General features: G+C 69.3%; 18 protein-coding genes. 14 read left to right on the top strand and 4 right to left on the bottom strand.

Going from position 1 to position 19,152, the window contains the following annotated elements; genetic code table 11:
• Positions 1–2: 2 nt before the first annotated feature.
• The 3 genes from ACFPJ1_RS10995 to hutI are packed head-to-tail and all read left to right on the top strand — an operon-like array spanning position 3 to position 3,741.
• Complete coding sequence (locus ACFPJ1_RS10995; RefSeq protein WP_380103415.1) at positions 3–1,262, top strand: allantoate amidohydrolase; 1,260 nt, start codon at positions 3–5, stop codon at positions 1,260–1,262.
• Positions 1,259–2,581, top strand: coding sequence for a formimidoylglutamate deiminase (locus tag ACFPJ1_RS10990; RefSeq protein ID WP_380103413.1), 1,323 nt, complete (start codon positions 1,259–1,261; stop codon positions 2,579–2,581). Before ACFPJ1_RS10995 ends, ACFPJ1_RS10990 begins: the two co-directional genes overlap by 4 nt.
• Positions 2,578–3,741, top strand: a complete 1,164-nt coding sequence (gene hutI, locus ACFPJ1_RS10985) for an imidazolonepropionase (RefSeq protein WP_380103412.1) — start codon at positions 2,578–2,580, stop codon at positions 3,739–3,741. Before ACFPJ1_RS10990 ends, hutI begins: the two co-directional genes overlap by 4 nt.
• A 64-nt stretch (positions 3,742–3,805) precedes the next feature.
• On the opposite strand, the gene ACFPJ1_RS10980 is transcribed toward hutI, so the two are convergent.
• On the bottom strand, positions 3,806–4,306 hold the full coding sequence (locus tag ACFPJ1_RS10980; protein WP_380103411.1) for an endonuclease domain-containing protein: 501 nt from the start codon (positions 4,304–4,306) through the stop codon (positions 3,806–3,808).
• Positions 4,307–4,853: 547 nt separating this feature from the next.
• On the opposite strand from ACFPJ1_RS10980, the gene ACFPJ1_RS10975 reads away from it, so the two are divergent.
• Positions 4,854–5,906, top strand: a complete 1,053-nt coding sequence (locus ACFPJ1_RS10975) for a sialidase family protein (RefSeq protein WP_380103410.1) — start codon at positions 4,854–4,856, stop codon at positions 5,904–5,906.
• A 4-nt stretch (positions 5,907–5,910) separates the two neighbouring features.
• Positions 5,911–6,477: a phosphoribosyltransferase family protein gene (locus ACFPJ1_RS10970; RefSeq protein WP_380103409.1), complete on the top strand. Its 567-nt coding sequence runs from the start codon at positions 5,911–5,913 to the stop codon at positions 6,475–6,477.
• Positions 6,478–6,658: 181 nt separating this feature from the next.
• Here the strand turns inward: ACFPJ1_RS10970 and ACFPJ1_RS10965 are convergent, their stop codons facing one another.
• The gene (locus tag ACFPJ1_RS10965; RefSeq protein WP_132283801.1) at positions 6,659–7,129 is read right to left on the bottom strand and encodes a GNAT family N-acetyltransferase; all 471 of its coding nucleotides are present in this window, start codon (positions 7,127–7,129) and stop codon (positions 6,659–6,661) included.
• 243 nt (positions 7,130–7,372) lie between these two features.
• Here ACFPJ1_RS10965 and dnaK point away from each other — a divergent pair, with 243 nt between their 5' ends.
• From dnaK to clpB, 7 genes are all read left to right on the top strand, one after another.
• A complete protein-coding gene (gene dnaK, locus ACFPJ1_RS10960; protein WP_380103435.1) occupies positions 7,373–9,253 on the top strand; it encodes a molecular chaperone DnaK in 1,881 nt (626 codons plus the stop codon).
• The gene (gene grpE / locus ACFPJ1_RS10955) at positions 9,250–9,936 is read left to right on the top strand and encodes a nucleotide exchange factor GrpE (protein WP_380103408.1); all 687 of its coding nucleotides are present in this window, start codon (positions 9,250–9,252) and stop codon (positions 9,934–9,936) included. Before dnaK ends, grpE begins: the two co-directional genes overlap by 4 nt.
• A 29-nt stretch (positions 9,937–9,965) precedes the next feature.
• A complete protein-coding gene (gene dnaJ / locus ACFPJ1_RS10950) occupies positions 9,966–11,138 on the top strand; it encodes a molecular chaperone DnaJ (protein WP_132283805.1) in 1,173 nt (390 codons plus the stop codon).
• Positions 11,138–11,596 (top strand): heat shock protein transcriptional repressor HspR, encoded by a 459-nt coding sequence (locus ACFPJ1_RS10945; RefSeq protein WP_380103407.1) that lies wholly within the window; start codon positions 11,138–11,140, stop codon positions 11,594–11,596. Before dnaJ ends, ACFPJ1_RS10945 begins: the two co-directional genes overlap by 1 nt.
• Positions 11,597–11,940: 344 nt before the next feature.
• Positions 11,941–12,462: an AAA family ATPase gene (locus ACFPJ1_RS10940; protein ID WP_380103406.1), complete on the top strand. Its 522-nt coding sequence runs from the start codon at positions 11,941–11,943 to the stop codon at positions 12,460–12,462.
• A 51-nt stretch (positions 12,463–12,513) separates the two neighbouring features.
• Positions 12,514–13,050 carry a GNAT family N-acetyltransferase gene (locus ACFPJ1_RS10935; RefSeq protein WP_380103405.1) on the top strand — a complete coding sequence of 179 codons (537 nt, stop codon included), beginning with the start codon at positions 12,514–12,516 and terminating at the stop codon, positions 13,048–13,050.
• Between the two features lie 1,117 nt (positions 13,051–14,167).
• Positions 14,168–16,750, top strand: a complete 2,583-nt coding sequence (gene clpB, locus ACFPJ1_RS10930) for an ATP-dependent chaperone ClpB (RefSeq protein ID WP_380103404.1) — start codon at positions 14,168–14,170, stop codon at positions 16,748–16,750.
• 64 nt (positions 16,751–16,814) lie between these two features.
• On the opposite strand, the gene ACFPJ1_RS10925 is transcribed toward clpB, so the two are convergent.
• A complete protein-coding gene (locus ACFPJ1_RS10925) occupies positions 16,815–17,237 on the bottom strand; it encodes a GNAT family N-acetyltransferase (protein ID WP_380103403.1) in 423 nt (140 codons plus the stop codon).
• A gap of 238 nt (positions 17,238–17,475) precedes the next feature.
• On the opposite strand from ACFPJ1_RS10925, the gene ACFPJ1_RS10920 reads away from it, so the two are divergent.
• Together ACFPJ1_RS10920 and ACFPJ1_RS10915 are read left to right on the top strand one after the other, a co-directional pair.
• A complete protein-coding gene (locus tag ACFPJ1_RS10920) occupies positions 17,476–18,177 on the top strand; it encodes a hypothetical protein (protein WP_380103402.1) in 702 nt (233 codons plus the stop codon).
• A complete protein-coding gene (locus ACFPJ1_RS10915; RefSeq protein WP_380103400.1) occupies positions 18,177–18,530 on the top strand; it encodes an ArsC/Spx/MgsR family protein in 354 nt (117 codons plus the stop codon). The genes ACFPJ1_RS10920 and ACFPJ1_RS10915 overlap by 1 nt, the downstream gene beginning before the upstream one ends.
• Here ACFPJ1_RS10915 and ACFPJ1_RS10910 read toward each other — a convergent pair.
• A complete protein-coding gene (locus tag ACFPJ1_RS10910) occupies positions 18,527–19,141 on the bottom strand; it encodes a TetR/AcrR family transcriptional regulator (RefSeq protein ID WP_380103399.1) in 615 nt (204 codons plus the stop codon). The two genes, ACFPJ1_RS10915 and ACFPJ1_RS10910, sit on opposite strands and share 4 nt — an antisense overlap.
• Positions 19,142–19,152 lie beyond the last annotated feature (11 nt).

Here is a 19,152-nt window from a genome sequence, read left to right as displayed (position 1 = left end):
TCTTGACCGAGTCCTTCGAACAGATGTGGGCGGCGCTGGCCGCCATCGGCAAGGACCCTTCGAGCGGGGGGTACCACCGGGGCGGCTGGACGCCGACCGAGCGGGAGGCGACGAACTGGTTCCTGGACCAGTGCGCCTCCCGCGGTCTGGCGGTCGAGTCCGACGGCCTCGGCAACCTCGTGGCCTGGTGGGACCCGGCCGCATCCGGGCAGTCGTCGGCCGCGGTGCTGTCGGTGCCCGGTGCACTGGAATCGACCGGTGTGCCGTCGGTGCCAGGAGTCGTGACCGGGAGCCATCTGGACTCGGTGATCGACGGCGGAGCCTTCGACGGCCCGCTGGGCGTGGTGTCCGCGCTGGCGGCCGTGGACCGGTTGCGGGCCGAGGGGTACTCCCCTTCGGTGCCGATCGGTGTGGGTGCCTTCGTGGAGGAAGAGGGTTCGCGGTTCGGGATGCCTTGTCTCGGATCGCGGGTCGCTGCCGGGGTGCTGCCGGCTGAGAAGGCGCTGGCGCTCAAGGATCGTGCCGGAGTCTCGCTGGCCGATGCCCTGAGATTGGTCGGTACCGATCCGGCCGGGGTCGGGCCGTCGCCGTTGCTGGACCGGATGGGGACGTTCGTGGAGCTCCATGTGGAGCAAGGTCGCGCGCTGACCGCTCCGGTCGGAGTGGCCAGCTCGATCTGGCCGCACGGGCGCTTCCGCTTCACCTTCAGAGGCGAGGCGAACCACGCCGGCACCACGTTGATGGAGGATCGGCACGACCCGATGCTCACCTACGCCATGACCGCGCTAGCCGCGAACAAGCAGGCCCGCCTGGCCGGCGCCCGAGCCACCTTCGGCCGCCTGTCGGTCGAGCCGAACGGGACCAACGCCGTACCGTCGCAGGTGACTGCCTGGCTTGATGCCCGGGCCGCGTCGGACGACGTGCTGCAGTCGTTGCTCGGGGCAATCACCCGGCTGGCGACGGAGCGGGCCGAGCGGGACGGGACCAGCGTTGACGTGGTGGCCGAATCCGTCTCGCCGATCGTGGATTTCCAGCCGGGCCTGCGGGACCGGCTGGCCGGAGTACTGGATGACGCGCCGGTGCTGCCGACCGGGGCGGGGCACGATGCCGGGGTGTTCTCGGATGCGGGGATCCCCACGGCGATGCTGTTCGTGCGGAACCCGACCGGGGTCTCGCACTCGCCGGCGGAGTACGCGGAGATGGACGACTGTCTCGCCGGCGTCGAGGCACTGGCCACTGTGTTGAAGGATCTCGCGCGGTGACCGCGTACTGGTGTCCGCAGGCGCTGCTGCCCTCGGGGATCGCCTCCGGCGTTCTCATCGAGGTCGTCGACGGCCGGTTCGCGTCTGTCGTCGCGGAGGCCCTCGCTGGGGACGCCGTCCGCCTGACCGGCCTCGTGTTGCCGGGCCTGGCGAACTGCCACAGCCACGCGTTCCACCGGGCCCTGCGCGGTCGCACGCAGACCGAGCGCGGCACCTTCTGGACCTGGCGAGAGCGGATGTACGCCGTCGCCTCGGTGCTCACTCCGGACACCTACTACCAACTAGCCCGCGCCGTGTACGGCGAGATGCTGCTGAGCGGGATCACCGCCGTGGGCGAGTTCCACTACCTCCACCATGCTCCTGGCGGCCGCCGGTACGACGACCCGAACGCGATGGGCGAGGCGTTGATCGCTGCCGCCCGGGATGTCGGCGTGCGGCTCACGTTGCTCGACACCTGCTACGTGGCGGGTGGCATCGACCAGCCACTGAACGAGGTGCAGCAGCGGTTCAGCGACGGGGAGGCGGCTCAATGGGCCGCCCGGGTGCTCGACCTGCGCGGAGCCGACGACGTGGTGATCGGCGCGGCCGCCCACTCGATCCGCGGGGTGCCGCAGGAACAGCTCGGCACGGTGGCGTCCGCGCTGCCGAACGCGCCGCTGCACATCCACCTGTCGGAGCAGGTCGCGGAGAACGCGGCGAGCCTTGAGGCCTACGGGCGGACCCCGGCGCAGGTGCTGGACGAGGCGGGATTCCTGGGGCCGCGGACGAGTGGGGTGCACGCGACGCACCTGACGCCGGTGGATGTCGGCCTGCTCGGGAGCTCTGCGACGTACTCGTGCTTCTGTCCCACGACGGAACGGGATCTCGCGGACGGGATCGGGCCGTCGGTGGCGCTGCGGGACGCGGGATCCCAGCTGACGCTGGGGTCCGACAGTCACGCCGTGATCGACCTGTTCGAGGAGATGCGTGCAGTCGAGCTCAACGAACGGCTTGCCTCGCAGGAGCGCGGGCACTGGACCGCGTCGGAGCTCCTCGCGGCCGCGACGGTGGCTGGACACCGGTCGCTGGGCTTCGAGGACGCGGGCCGAATCGAGGTCGGCGCTCGTGCCGATCTGGTCGGGCTGACCGTGGACAGTGTGCGGACAGCCGGCACCGGAGCTTCGGTGGAGACCGCCGTTTTCGCTGCCTCTGCTGCCGATGTCGTCGATGTGGTCGTCTCGGGTCGGCATCTGGTTGCTTCCGGCAAGCATGTGAGGCTGGACGTGGCGGCGGAGCTTGCGGCCTCGATCGCCGCCGTGACCGAGGGGAACGCCGGATGACGTCGCTGTTGCTGACCGGGATTGGGTCGCTGGTGACGAACGATCCTTCCCGCGGTGGTCTGTTGGGAGAGCTCCACGACGCCGCCGTGGTGATCGAGGGATCGCGGTTCGCGTGGGTGGGCTTGCGGCGAGATGCACCGCCGGCCGACAGTTCGCTCGATCTGGGTGGCTCCGCGGTGATCCCGGGGTTCGTGGATTCGCACTCGCACCTGATGTTCGCCGGTGACCGGGCCGAGGAGTTCGCCGCGCGGATGACCGGGGAGCCTTACAGCGCAGGGGGAATCCGTACCACGGTCGCGGCGACCCGTGCTGCCACGGACGACCAGCTGACCGCGAACGTCGCTCGCCTCGTCACGGAGATGCGGCGGCAGGGGACCACCACCGTCGAGATCAAGTCGGGCTACGGGTTGACCGCGACCGACGAGTCCCGGGCGCTGGCGATCGCGCGGAACTTCACCGACGAGACCACCTATCTTGGGGCGCACGTCGTACCGGCCGAGTTCGCGGACGATCCAGGGGCCTACGTCTCACTGGTGACCGGGGCGATGCTGGAGGCGGCGGCTCCGCACGCCAAGTGGATCGACGTGTTCGTGGAACGCGGAGCCTTCGACGGCGACCAGGCCCGGGCGATCCTCGAGGCCGGTGCTGCCAAGGGACTCGGCCTGCGGGTGCACGCGAACCAGCTCGGCGAAGGCCCCGGAGTACAGCTGGCTTGTGAGCTTGGTGCTGCCGCAGCCGACCACTGCACCCACCTGACCGACGCCGACGTGGACGCGCTGGCATCGAGTGGGGTTGTCGCCGGGCTCCTTCCGGCCGTGGAGTTCTCGACCCGCTCGCCGTACCCGGACGCCCGCAAGCTCCTCGACGCCGGTGTCACCGTCGCCCTCGCCACCGACTGCAACCCAGGCTCCGGCTACTCGTCGTCGATGCCCCTGTGCATAGCCCTGGCGGTCCGCGAGATGCACATGTCCCCGGCCGAGGCCCTCTGGTCCGCGACCGCCGGCGGCGCCGCCTCCCTCCGCCGCAACGACATCGGCCACATCACCCCCGGCGCCCAAGCCGACCTGGCCGTCCTCAACGCCCCCTCCTACCTCCACCTCGCCTACCGCCCCGGCGTCCCGCTGGTCGCGCAAACCCTCAGTGGTGGGCGTTTGCTGTAGGGCCGCGGACGCCCACCACTCACCAACCGTGCACTGCCTGGCGTGGCCACGCTTGTACTCGAGGTCAGGCGGCGTGCAGGAACGGCTTGGTGAGTGGTGGGCGTCCGCACGATCTCCCCACCGCCTCCACCACCCAGTCCCTGTCGTACATCACGTCCTCCCAGCTGAACCGGAGCAACGTCCAGCCACGAATGCTCAGATTCACGTGGCGCCGGCAGTCCTTGACGAGATCCTGTCGGGCGCTGTGGTGCTCGAAGCCATCAGCTTCCAACGCGATCCGGAGCTTTCGGTGACCGAGGTCGACACGAGCCGAGAACTCCTCATCGCGGACGGCCACCTGAGGCTCGAAGCCATCGATGCCCGCCTCGATCAGGATGGCTCGTAAGGCTGACTCCAGGACAGACTCGGCTCGGCCGTCGGCCAGCGCGACGATGTGCTGGATCCGACGCCGATGAGGACCACGCAATTGGTGGGCGGCCGCATGCAGGTCGTCGGCGTCGAGGATGCGCTGGTGCAATGCGGAGTCTGCGATCGCGAGTGCCTCGGCCAGAGGCAGTGTTCTCAAGCAGTCGAGCACCGTCCGGACAGGGACGGTCACATCGTTGAGGGACGGGACATCCGCCCAGTGAAGGATGCACTTCTGCCCGTTGCTTCGCCGGACCCTGCCTGGTGGCAAGGTGACATGCGGCAGAAGTGGGGGTGTCAGTACATGCATCCCCCAGTGTTGAGCAGCGCTGACATGCGAGACGACACCTCCCTGGCTCCTCGCCGCGGTGAGCGCAGTCGGAGCCTTCGGTATGGCGTACACCCCCTTCGCCACCCGTCGGACCTCACCGGCCAGCAGCGCGTTTCTGATGCTGCGCGCAGACACAGTGACCCGCAGGTCCCTGAAGCTCGCGCTGCCGCCTAATCGCGCGAGGACCTCGGCCACGTCTGCCACGACCTCATGGTGCCGAAATCCCGCGTGCGGCGTCGTCCGTTGTCCACAGCCCCGGACCGCCACCACTCACCAAGGGCTGGCCCCTCGGCCTCCTGACGCTCACCTAGGCCTCAGGAGCGGGCGTGGACGCGGGCTGGTGAGTGGTGGCGGTCCGGTCTACTAGCGTGGCCGCATGACTCGGGTAGTGGTTGCGCAGGCGGCGGAGGGGGAGCTCGCGTACTTCCCCAGTGCGGTGTTGTTGGGGGATGGGCGGGTGCTTGTTGCCTGGCGGGAGGGGGAGGGGCACGTTCGGAGTGGTGGGCGGCTGGTGATGGCTGAGAGCGGGGATGGTGGGGAGAGCTGGTCGGAGCCTCGGGTGGTGGTAGACGGGCGCTGGGACGACCGGGATCCGATGGTGGTGCAGTTGCGGGGTGGGGACGTGCTGCTGAGCTGGTTCCAGATCGACTGGGGGGTGTCGCCGTACGAGTGCCCGGGTGTGCTCGTCGCGCGGTCGGAGGACGGCGGTACTACGTGGGGTGACCCGGTGGTCGTCGAGTCGCGGATGGTCGCGGAGACCGACGAGGTGTGGCACGGGTTCCGGGCGGGGCATGTCGTCGCGCACGGGCAGATCCTCGAGCTGCCCGACGGGGACCTCCTCGCGCCGATCTATGGGGTCTTCCCGGGGGACGCATGTCACTCGGCGAGCGTGGTGCGGTCGACCGATGGTGGTCGCACCTGGCCGGCGGCCGGGGAGGTCGTGCTCGGGCGGAAGCGGGGCCGCGAGTACCTCGAACCGGTGCTGACGTTGCTCCCCGGCGGTCAGGTGGTGGCGTTGCTCCGGACCGACGACGAGGCGGAGCTGGTCCGCTCCGACGACAACGGGTTCACCTGGACCGAGCCCGAGCCGTCCGGCCTGCACGCGTCCTCGTCGGACACGCTGACCTTGTCCGACGGCGCAGTACTGGTTGCCTATGGCGACGTGTCCGGGCAGTTCAACCCGGGCCGGCCTACGGTGGCGACGGTAGTCACAGAGCCCCTCGGGCGGTGGGACCAGGACCCGCAGTACGTCGTGCTCGACGCGGGCCAGGACACCGTGGACCAGGCGAATCCGGCGGTGGTGGAGCTGCCGGGGGAGCGTCTGCTGATCATCAGCTACGACATCTTCACCCGCGAGATCGTGGGCGAGGTGCTGCCCCGCGAGCGGATAAATCCGGTGCGCGCGGCGACGGGTGGGCGTCACCCTTAGTGGTATGTCCAGGGTGGCGGTGCAGCGGGTCGACGGGGATTTCCGTCGGCGGCTGAGTGCTGCCTTCAGCTGGCGGTCGGACCGGGGCCAGTGGCGCGGCCTGGCCGACCTCACCGGCTGGTGGCGGGACGCGGACCTGCTCGGCGAGCTCGGTCCGGCGCTGGCGGGCCTGTACGACGAGACGCCGACCGTCGTGCTCGGACCGGTATCGCGCGGCGCCCTCCTGGGGGCGCTGACGGCTGCCTCGCTGGGAGTCGGGTTCGTGGAGGTCCGCAAAGATCAGGGGCAGGCCACCGACAGCGATCGCTGGGTGAAGCGGACCACGGCGCCGGACTACCAGGACCGGCACATCGTCTTCGGGTTCCGCCGCGGCCTGGTCGACGCGGGGGACCGGGTGCTGATGGTGGACGACTGGGTGGACACCGGCGCGACGGTCCGGGCGGTCCGGGGTCTGGTGGACGACTGCGGCGCCCGGTGGATCGGTGCCGCCTGCATCGTCGACGGCCTCACCGACCCCCGCTTCCGCCACGAACTCCCCGTCCGCGCCCTCCTCGATGTCCGCGCGCTCTAATACCCGCGGTACGCCGAGCCAGCGACGGCCCGCGGCACTCCGGTCCGGCGGCAGCGCGCGGTACGCCGGACCAGCGACAGGCCGCGGTACGCCGAGGCAGCGACGCCGGCCGCGGTACGGGCGCAGGCGGCAGCACGGCGTACCGCAGTACGGCGTGCTGCGCTGCGAGTGCGGAGCGTAGCTAGTCGGCCAGTTCCTTGGAGAGCATGGCGCTGGTGGTGCCGTTGGGGCGGCGGAGCTTGCCGACCTCGACGAAGCCGCGGCCGGCGTGGAAGGCCAGGGAGGCGTCGTCGGGCGGGTCCGACTGGACCCGGCAGACCAGCCGGTCGAAGGGCTTGGCGGCGCGTTCCACCGCCCGGTAGACCGAGGTGGCGACGCCTTGGCGGCGGTACGGCTCGGCGACCACGATCCGGTCCAGGTGCAGGAACCGGTTGTTGTAGGTCGAGACGAACCACTGGAAGTCGAGGCTGTCATGGGCGGAGCCGGGCGCGAAGGTGAGGACGAAGGCGGCGACGTCGCCCTCGATCTCCACCACGGCGGCGTGGGCGGCGATCAGGCGGAGCCAGTCCAGCCGGTCGGGACCCAGCGGATCCGTCTGCTCGACGGCAGCGGCGTTCAGGGCGAGCACGGCCGGTTCGTCGGCTGACGTCATGGGGCGGAGTTTCACGAGCACACCTTCCCACGTGGGACACCTTCCGCGGCAGGGGTCTGACCAGGGCTTGACCGGACCCTGCCCCGAAAAGTCGACCCCGGGGTTGGGAATGACCCGGGGGTGGGGCAATGTTGAGCCAGGTGTACTCAAGTCTGAGGTTCCGGTGTCGGGACCGATTTGAATCCGGACCCCCGGAACGGCAACATTGAGTCTGCATCACTCAACTTCGTGGAGGTAACGCACATGGCCCGCGCGGTCGGTATCGATCTCGGTACGACGAACTCCGTCATCGCCGTACTGGAAGGTGGCGAGCCCACCGTCATCCCCAACGCCGAGGGAGCGCGCACGACGCCCTCGGTGGTCGCTTTCGCCAAGAACGGCGAGGTCCTGGTCGGCGAGGTGGCCAAGCGTCAGGCCACCACGAACGTCGACCGGACGATCCGGTCCATCAAGCGCCACATGGGCGAAGACTGGACCACAACGATCGACGGCAAGAAGTTCACCGCCCAGCAGATCAGCGCGTTCGTGCTGCAGAAGCTGAAGCGGGACGCCGAGGCATACCTCGGGGAGCAGGTCACCGATGCGGTCATCACCGTGCCGGCCTACTTCTCCGACGCGCAGCGCCAGGCGACCAAGGAGGCCGGCGAGATCGCCGGTCTGAACGTGCACCGGATCGTCAACGAGCCCACCGCGGCCGCGCTGGCGTACGGGCTGGACAAGGGCACCGAGCAGACCATCCTGGTCTTCGACCTCGGTGGCGGCACCTTCGACGTGTCGCTGCTGGAGATCGGCGACGGCGTCTTCGAGGTGAAGGCCACCAGCGGTGACAACCACCTCGGTGGTGACGACTGGGACCAGCGGATCGTCAACTGGCTGGTGACCCAGTTCAAGAACAAGAACGGCACCGACCTGTCCGGCGACAAGATGGCCATGCAGCGTCTGCAGGAGGCCGCGGAGAAGGCGAAGATCGAGCTGTCCAGCGCCGCTGAGACGTCGATCCACCTGCCCTACCTGAGCCTGACCGACTCCGGTCCGCTGCACCTGGAGGAGAAGCTCTCCCGGGCCGAGTTCCAGAAGCTCACCAACGACCTGCTCGAGCGCGCCCGCGCGCCGTTCAAGGCCGTCATCAAGGACGCCGGCATCGACGTGTCGAAGATCGACCACGTCATCCTCGTCGGCGGTTCCACCCGGATGCCCGCCGTGGCCGAGCTGGTCAAGGAGCTGACCGGTGGCAAGGACCCGAACAAGGGTGTCAACCCGGACGAGGTCGTCGCCGTCGGAGCCTCCCTGCAGGCCGGTGTGCTGAAGGGTGAGGTCAAGGACGTCCTGCTGCTCGACGTGACCCCGCTGAGCCTGGGCATCGAGACCAAGGGTGGCGTCTTCACCAAGATCATCGAGCGCAACACCACGATCCCGACCAAGGGTTCGGAGATCTTCACCACGGCCGAGGACAACCAGCCGTCGGTGATGATCCAGGTCTACCAGGGCGAGCGCGAGATGGCCCGCGACAACAAGTCGCTCGGCAACTTCGAGCTGACCGGCCTGCCGCCGGCGCCGCGCAACGTGCCGCAGATCGAGGTCACCTTCGACATCGACGCGAACGGCATCGTGCACGTCAACGCCAAGGACCTTGCCACCGGCAAGGAGCAGCGGATGACGGTCACGGGTGGCTCCGCGCTGCCGAAGACCGACATCGACCAGATGGTCCGCGACGCCGAGCAGTACGCCGAGGAGGACCGCGTCCGCCGCGAGGCGGTCGAGTCCCGCAACCAGGCGGAGGGTCTGGTCTACCAGACCGAGAAGTTCCTGCAGGAGAACGAGGACAAGATCCCCGACGACGTCAAGACCGAGGTCAAGGACGGTGTCGCGGAGCTGAAGAAGGCCCTCGAGGGTGAGGACGCCGACGTGATCAAGACCGCGTCGGAGAAGCTCGCCCAGTCCAGCCAGAAGATGGGCGCCGCGATGTACGCGAACGCCCAGGCGGCCGGCACCTCCGACGAGAGCGCCTCTTCCTCCTCCTCCTCCGACGACAGCGGCTCGGGCAACACCGAGGACGACGTGGTCGACGCCGAGATCGTGGACGAGGACCGCCCGCAGGACAGCAAGGCTGAGGACACCAAGTGACCGATCGCCCCAACGACCCCGGCAGCGAGTTCGGGGACGGCGAGCCCGTCGTCCGCGACAAGCGCCGGATCGATCCGGAGACCGGCAACCTGCGGGAGCCTTCCCAGGCTCCCGCCGGTGGGGCCCGGCCGGGCATGCCCGGTACGCCGGGCGCCCAGCCGCCGCGTGACCCGTCCGACCTGATCGGGCCCTCGGCCCAGGAGGCCCTGTTGACCGAGGCGCTCGCCGAGCGTACGGCGGACCTGCAGCGGTTGCAGGCGGAGTACGTGAACTACAAGCGCCGGGTGGACCGGGACCGGGAGGCGAACCGCGAGGTCGTCATCGGTTCCGTGCTGACCGAGTTGCTGCAGACGCTGGACGACATCGGCCGGGCCCGCGAGGCGGGCGAGCTCGAGGGCGCCTTCAAGGCGGTCGCCGAGTCGGTCGAGCGCGTCACCGAGAAGCTCGGGCTGGTGAAGTACGGCGAGGTGGGCGACCACTTCGACCCGCGGATCCACGAGGCGCTGCTGCACAACTACTCCGACGAGGTGGACGGCCCGACCGCCACCCTGGTGATGCAACCGGGCTACCGCCTCGGCGAGCGGATCCTGCGGGCGGCGCGGGTCGCCGTGTCCGAACCGACCGAGCAGCTCCCGGCCGAAACGACCGGAGAAGCTGACCCGGCTGACAAGCCAACGGAGTAAGGAATTCCCCCCGAGGAGGTGAGGCGTCGATGAGTACGAAAGACTGGTTGGAGAAGGACTTCTACAAGGTTCTCGGCGTCTCCAAGACGGCTGAGGCCGATGAGATCAAGAAGGCCTACCGCAAGCTGGCGCGCAAGTACCACCCGGACTCCAACGCCGGGGACGCGTCGGCCGAGGCCAAGTTCAAGGAGGTCTCCGAGGCGTACGACGTCGTCGGGGACGCCAAGAAGCGCAAGGAGTACGACGAGGCCCGCCGGCTGTTCGGCAGTGGTGGCTTCCGGATGCCGGGCGGTGGCGCCCAGGGCGGTGGACAGGGGTTCGGCTTCGACGTCGGCGACCTGTTCAACCGGTCGGGCTCGACCGGCGGCGGTGGACTCGGCGACATCCTGGGCGGCATGTTCGGCGGTGGTGGCCGCACTACGACCACCACCTCGACGGCCCGTCCGCGGCGCGGCGCCGACATCGAGACCGAGGCGACGATCGAGTTCGCCGAGGCCGTCAACGGTGTCACCGTCGGGCTGCGGATGACCAGCGACGAGCCCTGCAAGACCTGCCGCGGTACCGGCGCGAAGTACGGCACGGTGCCGAAGGTCTGCCTCAAGTGCGAAGGCACGGGTATGCAGACCTCGGTCCAGGGTGGCGTGTTCGCGATGACCGAGCCCTGCACCGAGTGCAAGGGCCGCGGCCTGGTCGTGGACCAGCCGTGCGAGACCTGCCACGGCTCCGGCCGCGGCCAGTCGAGCAAGACCATGCAGGTCCGCATCCCGGCGGGCGTGCAGGACGGTCAGCGGATCCGGCTGAAGGGCAAGGGAGCGGCTGGTGAACGAGGTGGCCCCGCGGGCGATCTCTACGTCACCGTGCACGTGAAGTCGCACCGGATCTTCGGCCGTCAGGGCGAGCACCTGACGCTGGCGGTCCCGGTGAGCTTCACCGAGGCCGCGCTCGGCGCCGAGATCAAGGTGCCGACCCTGGACGGTCTCCCCGTCACGGTCCGGATCCCAGCCGGTACTGCGAACGGCAGCAAGCTGCGCGTTCGTGGCAAGGGATCGGTACGCCGCGACGGCACAAAGGGCGACCTGCTGCTCACCATCGAGGTGCAGGTGCCGCACGAGTTGAGCGACGAGCAGCGGACCAAGCTGCAGGAGTTCTCCTCGGCCTCAGCCCAGCCCGACTTGCGCGCCGGGTTGTTCGGGAGTTCCTGATGGGCCTCCCGTTCAGCCAGGTGCCGACCTGGGACGACCGCACCCCGATCTACGTGATCTCGGTGGCGGCCCAGTTGGCCGGTATGCATCCGCAGACATTGCGGCAGTACGACCGGCTCGGCCTGGTCACGCCCAGCCGGGCGAGTGGCCGCGGCCGGCGGTACTCGGCGTACGACGTGGCGAAGCTGAGGTACGTCCAGCACCTGTCCCAGGAGGAGGGCGTCAACCTCGCGGGCATCCGGCACATCCTGGAGCTCCAGTCGGAGGTCGAGGACCTGCGCCAGCGGGTGACCCAGTTGCTCGCCGAGGTGCAGCGCGGCGTCGGCGTGTCCCGGCAGCACACCCAGCGGTCCCGGGTGTTCTCGGCCGGGCCGGCGGGTGACGTGATCGCGATGGGCCGGCAGCAGACCACCACCCGGTGGATCCGCACCCAGCCCCTCGAGCTCGGACCGCGCTGACCTTCCCCGGAAGGTCAGCGCGGCCGAAAGCCTCCGGAAGCTTCCATCCCCCGAAGCTTCCGGTTCCCCCGGAAGTTCCCCACCCCCACGGGGAGTTCCGGGCCCCGGAGGCGCCTGTCCCAGGCGCCGACCGGGCCACCCGCGAGGCGCCTGTTCTCAGGTGCCGACCGGGCTCCTGGTGGTGCCTTCCCCCGAGGTGCCGCCGGGCCCCGGAGGCACGTCCCCCACGTGTCTCCGGCCGAGCCCTCGGACCCCATCCCCTCGGGTCCGGGGGCTCCCTGCTGCCCGCGCTTCGCCCAGAAACGCTTTGTGACACAGCAGGTGCGAGGCGCATCATCGGTCGGGTGCAAACACCTGCTCTCGTCCTCTCGGGCCCACCCGGGGTTGGCAAGACCTCCGTCGGCTGGCGAGTCTTCGACCGCTGTACCGACCTCGGCCAGCACCCCGCGTTCGCGGACCTCGACCTCCTCGGCGCCGCCTGGCCCGCTCCCGACGACGACCCGCACCAGTCGCGGCTGAAGGCGGCCAACCTGGCGGCGGTGTGGTCGAACTACCGCCAGGCCGGCAGTCGCCGTCTCATCGTCGCGGGTGTCGTCGAAAACCTGGACGAGCGGCGCCAACTGGAGGAGGCCACGGGAGGATCCGTCGTGATCTGCCGACTCGATGCCCCGGACACCGAACTCGCCGAACGCATTCACGGCCGCGCCCGCGAGAACGGCGCCGACCTGGCCAACCTCGTCGCCCGCGCATCCGAGCTGTCCGCCCTGTTGGTAGCCGACGACGTCAGCGACTACTCGGTCGACACAGCCGGCCGCACCATCGACGACGTCGCCGCCGACGTCCTCGCGCACTGGCCTTTCGCCTAGTTGTCATCCGGACGGGGTTGCCGCTTGGGTGCCGCCGCCTACCCTGGCGATGTGACGCTCAATCTGCAGACCGACCGGCTGTTGATCCGGGACTGGGAAGAAGAAGACGTCCAGGCCGCACTGGAGATCTACGGATCGGCCGACGTCGCGCAGTGGCTGTCGCCCGCCATCGACCAGGTCACCGACCCGGTGACGATGCGCGCCATCCTGAAGGCCTGGATCGAGGCCCAGCCGAACCTCGTCGTCCCAGCCGGCCGCTGGGCCGTGGTCCGTCAGGAGGACAACGAAGTAGTCGGCGGTCTGCTCATCCGGCTCCTCCCGCCGTACGAGGAGGACATGGAGATCGGTTGGCAACTCAAGCCCGCCGCCTGGGGCAACGGGTACGCCACCGAGGCCAGCCGAGGCCTGATGAAGTGGGCCTTCAAAGAGGGCTCGATCGACGAACTCTTCGCCGTCGCCCGCCCGAAGAACAAACGCGCGATCGCCACCGCCACCCGCCTCGGCATGAACTGGGTAGGCGAGACCGACAAGTACTACGACCTCAACCTGCAGGTCTACCGCCTCCGCGCCGCAGACTTCAAACCCTGATCGCTTAGAGCTTGCCCTCGGCAACAGTGTTGCCAATCGGTCAATCGCCGGGTCAGGCTCGGTCTTTTGCCGGAGGCCGGCCGTTCGTCAGCTTCAGTCCGAGTACCCCGCGCCACGCGGCACCTGCCACCACACACCGCCAACCAACACCGGCGCGACGTGTCCGCCGGGGGGTGGCGAGCGCGACGCATTCCGCTGGGGTGGCGAGCGCGGGTGTTCCGTCGGGGCTGCAAGGGCGCCGTTGGTGACGCAGCTACGCGGATCCCGCGGGGAGGTCCGAGTCGGGTCGGGTGGAGTTTCAAGGGTTAGCGTGTACCGAGCGACAGGCAGTACCGCCCCGCTCCCCGAGGCCCCAGGCGCGGGCGGCCCGCTGAGGTGGTCCGCGTAGCGACCACCTCCTGTCCTTCGGTACGGCCCGGCTGCCGAGGCTGCCGATTGCCCGCTACCCCGGACGGCTCGGTTCTCCCATCCCCGCGCTTCCCTGGTCCGCGCGGCTGGCGTCTGTACCGGCATGCCCTCTGAGGGGTCAACCCCGGAGGGTGGGGGTTGCCCTCTCGGATTCCGAGCGGGCAACCCTGCGGTTGAGGGGTTGGGCCCCTCAACGGGGCCGATCTGCTGCCCGGTGGGCCCGCGGGTTGGCGGTTCGCCGCGGGGTTACATGCCGTTGTTGTGGGTTGCCCCCTCGGAGGCCGGTTGGGCAACCCACACCAGGAGTGGGTAACCACCGCGAAATGAGGTGCGCGATGCGTACAGCGTGCGGCTGGGTGGGTGGTGGCGCAATGTGGCGGGGGCGCGGCTGGCGGGTTCGGTGGTCACTGCCTGCTTGTGTAGGGCGCCAGCGGGCGGACAACCCGCCAGCGGGCACCACGCCGACTGCGATGGGGTCGGTGACGGTGTGGTTGTGGAGACCTGGGACACCTTGTGGAGACTTGGGGGACAGGCTATTTCGTGTCCGAGGTCCCAGTTGGGTGTCCGAGGTCCCACTTTGTGCACCGGGTGAGCGTCCGGGCATCCCTGAGTTATCCCCAGGTTTTCTGAGAGTTGAGTGGAATGGACTCAACTCTGGATAAGTTGTTTCTAGTAGGACTTGTCATGAACTGGAAAGGCTGGAAACCAGATGGATGTTCAGCGGTTGACGACGCTGGCCCGGGAAACCCTGTCGGTCGCGATCCGTCAGACCTCCGCGGCGGGCAACCCGACCGTGGAACCGATTCACCTGCTGTCGGCGCTGCTCGCGCAGCCCGAGGGGACCACTGTCGGTCTGCTCGAGGCGGCCGGCGCGGACGTCGACGCAGTACGCCGCCGTACCGCGGAGCAGCTGAGCAGGCTGCCGAAGAGTAGTGGTGGCAGTGTGCAGGCGCCGAGCCTCTCGCCGAAGACCAGCGACGTGCTGAATCAGGCGGAGCAGCGGGCCCTCGGGCTCGGGGACGAGTTCGTCTCCACCGAGCACCTGCTGATCTCGCTCGCCACCGTCGAGGGCAATGCCAAGAGCGCGCTGGACGTGACGCCGGAGGCGCTGCTGCAGGCGTTCGACGCGATGCGCGGCAACCGGCGGATCACCTCGCCGGAGGCTGAGGGCACCACGAAGACGCTGGAGAAGTACGGCGTCGACCTGACTGAGCGCGCCCGCGAAGGCAAGCTCGACCCGGTGATCGGCCGTGACTCGGAGATCCGCCGCGTGGTCCAGGTGCTGTCGCGCCGGACGAAGAACAACCCGGTCCTGATCGGTGAGCCCGGCGTCGGCAAGACCGCCGTCGTCGAGGGACTCGCACAGCGGATCGTGGCCGGCGACGTACCGGAGTCCCTGCGGGGTCGCCGGTTGATCAGCCTGGACCTGGGCGCGATGGTCGCCGGTGCGAAGTACCGCGGTGAGTTCGAGGAGCGGCTGAAGGCCGTGCTGACCGAGATCAAGGAATCCGACGGTCAGGTCATCACCTTCATCGACGAACTGCACACCGTCGTCGGCGCGGGTGCGTCCGGCGAGGGTGCGATGGACGCCGGCAACATGCTGAAGCCGATGCTGGCCCGCGGTGAGCTGCGGATGATCGGCGCCACCACGCTCGATGAGTACCGGACCCGCATCGAGAAGGACCCGGCGCTGGAGCGACGCTTCCAGCAGGTGTTCGTCGGTGAGCCGAGCGTCGAGGACTCGATCGCGATCCTGCGCGGCCTGAAGGAGCGCTACGAGGCACACCACAAGGTCGCCATTTCCGACAGCGCGCTGGTCGCCGCCGCCACCCTGTCCAACCGCTACATCACCGGCCGCCAGCTGCCCGACAAGGCGATCGACCTGGTCGACGAGGCCGCTTCCCGGCTGCGGATGGAGATCGACTCCTCCCCGGTCGAGATCGACTCGCTGCGGCGGACGGTCGACCGGCTGAAGATGGAGGAGCTCGCGCTGTCGCGCGAGGAGGACGCCTCCAGCCAGGAGCGGCTGGAGCGGCTGCGCGCCGACCTCGCCGACCGCGAGGAGGAGTTGCGCGCGCTCGAAGCCCGCTGGGAGAAGGAGAAGTCCGGCCTGAACCGGATCGGTGAGGTCAAGGAGCGGATCGACGAGCTCCGTGGCCAGGCCGAGCGGGCCCAGCGCGAAGGCGATTTCGAGACCGCCTCGAAGATCCTGTACGGCGACATCCCCGAGCTGACCAAGGAGCTCGAAGAGGCTTCAGCCGAGCCCGAGGTCATCGACGGCCCGGACGCGATGGTCAACGAGGAGGTCGGGCCCACCGAGATCGCCGAGGTGATCGCGATGTGGACCGGTATCCCGACCGGCCGGCTGCTCGAGGGCGAGACCGGCAAGCTGCTCCGGATGGAGGACGAGCTCGGTCGCAGGCTGATCGGCCAGCGCGAGGCGGTGAAGGCCGTCAGCGACGCCGTACGCCGGGCCCGCGCGGGCATCTCCGACCCGGACCGCCCGACCGGGAGCTTCCTGTTCCTCGGCCCGACCGGTGTCGGCAAGACCGAGCTGGCCAAGGCGCTCGCGGACTTCCTGTTCGACGACGAGCGGGCGATGGTCCGGATCGACATGTCGGAGTACGGCGAGAAGCACAGCGTCTCGCGACTCGTCGGCGCGCCCCCCGGCTACGTCGGCTACGAGGAGGGTGGTCAGCTGACCGAAGCGGTCCGCCGCCGCCCGTACTCCGTGATCCTGCTGGACGAGGTCGAGAAGGCGCACCCCGAGGTCTTCGACATCCTCCTGCAGGTGCTCGACGACGGTCGTCTGACCGACGGCCAGGGTCGTACGGTCGACTTCCGCAACGTCATCCTGGTGCTCACCAGCAACCTGGGGTCCGCGTACCTGGCCGACATGTCGATCGACGACTCCGCCAAGCGCGACCAGGTGATGAACGTGGTTCGCCAGGCCTTCAAGCCGGAGTTCATCAACCGGCTCGACGAGATCGTCCTGTTCGACGCCCTGGGCAGCGAGGAGCTGACCAAGATCGTCGGCCTCCAGATCGGCGCACTGCAGCGCAGGCTGGGTGACCGTCGCATCACTCTGGACGTCGGCGATGACGCGATGGAGTGGCTGGCGATGACCGGCTACGACCCGGTGTACGGCGCTCGCCCGCTCCGCCGCCTGGTCCAGTCCGCCATCGGTGACGAACTCGCCCGAGGCCTCCTGGCCGGCGAGATCCGCGACGGCGACACCGTCCACGTCCGCATCAACGAGTCCAAGGACGCCCTGGACGTAACGACCGCCTGACCCACCCCAACGGCCGGCCCCGGATCCCCCCGATCCGGAGCCGGCCGTTGTGCTGCCCGGACCCTCAGAGGTCCTTCCGGAGGAAGTGGTTGGAGTGGCCGGGTGGGTAGTCGTGCTTGACGGCGTACTCCTCGTAGCCGGCCCGGAGGTAGAACCCCGGAGCCTGGAAATCGAAGGTCGTGACCTCCGCCCACCGGCACCCGCGGCGCCGGCCGTCCTCCTCGACCGCCCGCAACAAGTCCAGCCCGATCCCATGCCCCCGAACCTGCTGATCCACCCACATCAAGTCGATGGTCAGCCAGTGCCACACCCGCTCCACCCGCGCCGCGCAACCACCGACCAACCTGCCGTCCGCCCCCACCGCGAACACCTGAACAGGCTCGGATCGCAGATTCTCCGGCTCGAACCGCCTGCGCACGATCTCCGACCGGCTCTTGTTGTACTCGACCAGCCGGTCGGTCAACGCCTCTTCGAGCCCGCCATCCACCCCGGCCCGCAACTCCCACCCGCCAGCCTGAGCCCGCCCCTACCCCCAAGCAACCCGATTTACCACCCAACCCGCCACCCGCACGACTCCGCGCGCCACCGACCGGAGCCTCAGCAGCTCCCCGAAGTCCTGCGGCGGCGATCGGCATAGCTCGTGGGGCTGCTGAGGTGGGTTTGGTGTCTTGGGAGCGGCAGAGGGTGGGGGTTGGGGGGATCTGCGAGGATCGGGGTGGGGTTAGGTGGAAGGACTCTTCGGGCTGATGAACGAGCAGTACGGCGGCGGTCAGGGTGACGAGCCCCCGCGGGACGACCGTCCAGGTCCGTACCGAGGTGTCTTCGGCTCGCCCGGCCAGCCACCCAGCTCACCCCCTCCGCCACCTCCCGGTCCCCCCGGGCAGGACCCCAAGGCGCCGGGCGGGTATCCCGGGCAGGACTCCGGGCAGTACGGCGGGCAGCCCGGGCAGGACCCCACGCCGGATGGCGGACAGGGGGCTGGGTCGTATGGGGAGCAGGGGCCGGGGTACTCGGAGCAGGGGAATCCATGGGGGTACCAGGCCGGGACTGAGGCTGTTCCCAAGCAGGTGACTGCGGCGGCTGCGATCTCCTTCGGGCTTGGGATTCTGTGTGTGCTCGGGGGGTTGTTCTCGCTGACTTCGGCGGCGGCGCCGATGGCTGAGATGTTGCTGGGGTCGAAGGATGCCACGGGCTGGTTGTTCGCGGCGTTCTTGCTGTGCGGGGTCGTCTACATCCTCCCGGCGGTGTTCCTGCGCAAGCGGCGGAACTGGGCCCGGAATCTGCTGATGGTCGTCGCCACCTTCGGTATCGCGGGCGGGGTGACCGCCCTCCCCGGCAGCATCCTCGGCCTGGCGATCCACGTCACCCTCCTGGTGCTGATGCTCCAGGGACCCACCAAGACCTGGTTCCTGGGAGTCCGCCGCTGATGGAGATCTGGATCAACCCGGCCTGCTCGAAGTGCCGAGCCGCCACCGCCGCCCTGGACGACTCCGGTACTCCGTACACGGTCCGCCGCTACCTCGACGACCCGCCGACCATCGACGAGCTCACTGAGGTGCTGACCCGCCTGAACCTGGAGCCCTGGCACATCGCCAGGATGAACGAGAAGCCGGCCGCTGCCCTCCGCGACCTCCCCCGCGACGAGGCTCACCGCGCGGACTGGATCGCCGCCCTGGTTGCCGATCCCATCCTCATCCAGCGCCCGATCATCACCTCAGACGACGGCACCACCGCCATCGCCCGAGACCCCGAAACCCTCTCCCGCTTCCTTCGCCGCTAGGCGCGCGAAGCCGACTGGCTGGTCATGGCTTTGAAGGCCTGTTCGGCGATGGCGGCGGACTGCAGCAGGGCCTCGCGAGGTACGCCGGCGGCCGCGTGGACGGCGTGACCTTCGGACACCACCATGAGGAAGCGGGCTAGGGCGTCCGGGTCGGCATCGGCTGGTAGGTCGTTCCGCTCGATCGCCAGGCGGAACCGGTCTGCGAAGGCCTTCTCCCCGCCGAGCCGGCTGGCCGCCAGGAACTGCGCGACGTCCTGGTTCTCGGCACTGCAGGACAGGCCGCCCTGGATCGACAGACACCCGTTCGGTTTGTCGTCGAGGGTCACGGCGGCCACGTTGTCGCGCAGGAACCGCTGGACGACGAGGAGCGCGGTGGGCTCTGCGAGGGCTGCCCGCGCGTAGGCCATGTCGTGCTCGGCGTAGTGCGCGATCACCCGGCGGAAGAGGTCTGCCTTGCTGCCGTACACGGCGTACAGGCTGGGCTTGTTGACGCCCATGGCGGTCGTCAGGTCGGTGATCGACGTGCCCTCGTAGCCCTGCCGCCAGAACACCTCGACGGCGCGCTCGAGCGCCTCCTGCTCGTCGAACGTGCGCGGTCGTCCTCCCGGCATCTGCCACCTCC

The organism is Kribbella qitaiheensis (genome assembly GCF_042657745.1).
GTDB classification, from domain to species: Bacteria; Actinomycetota; Actinomycetes; order Propionibacteriales; family Kribbellaceae; genus Kribbella; species Kribbella qitaiheensis.
The sequence above is the reverse complement of the archived record's forward strand: the minus strand, read 5'-3'. Positions and strand labels throughout refer to the sequence as shown.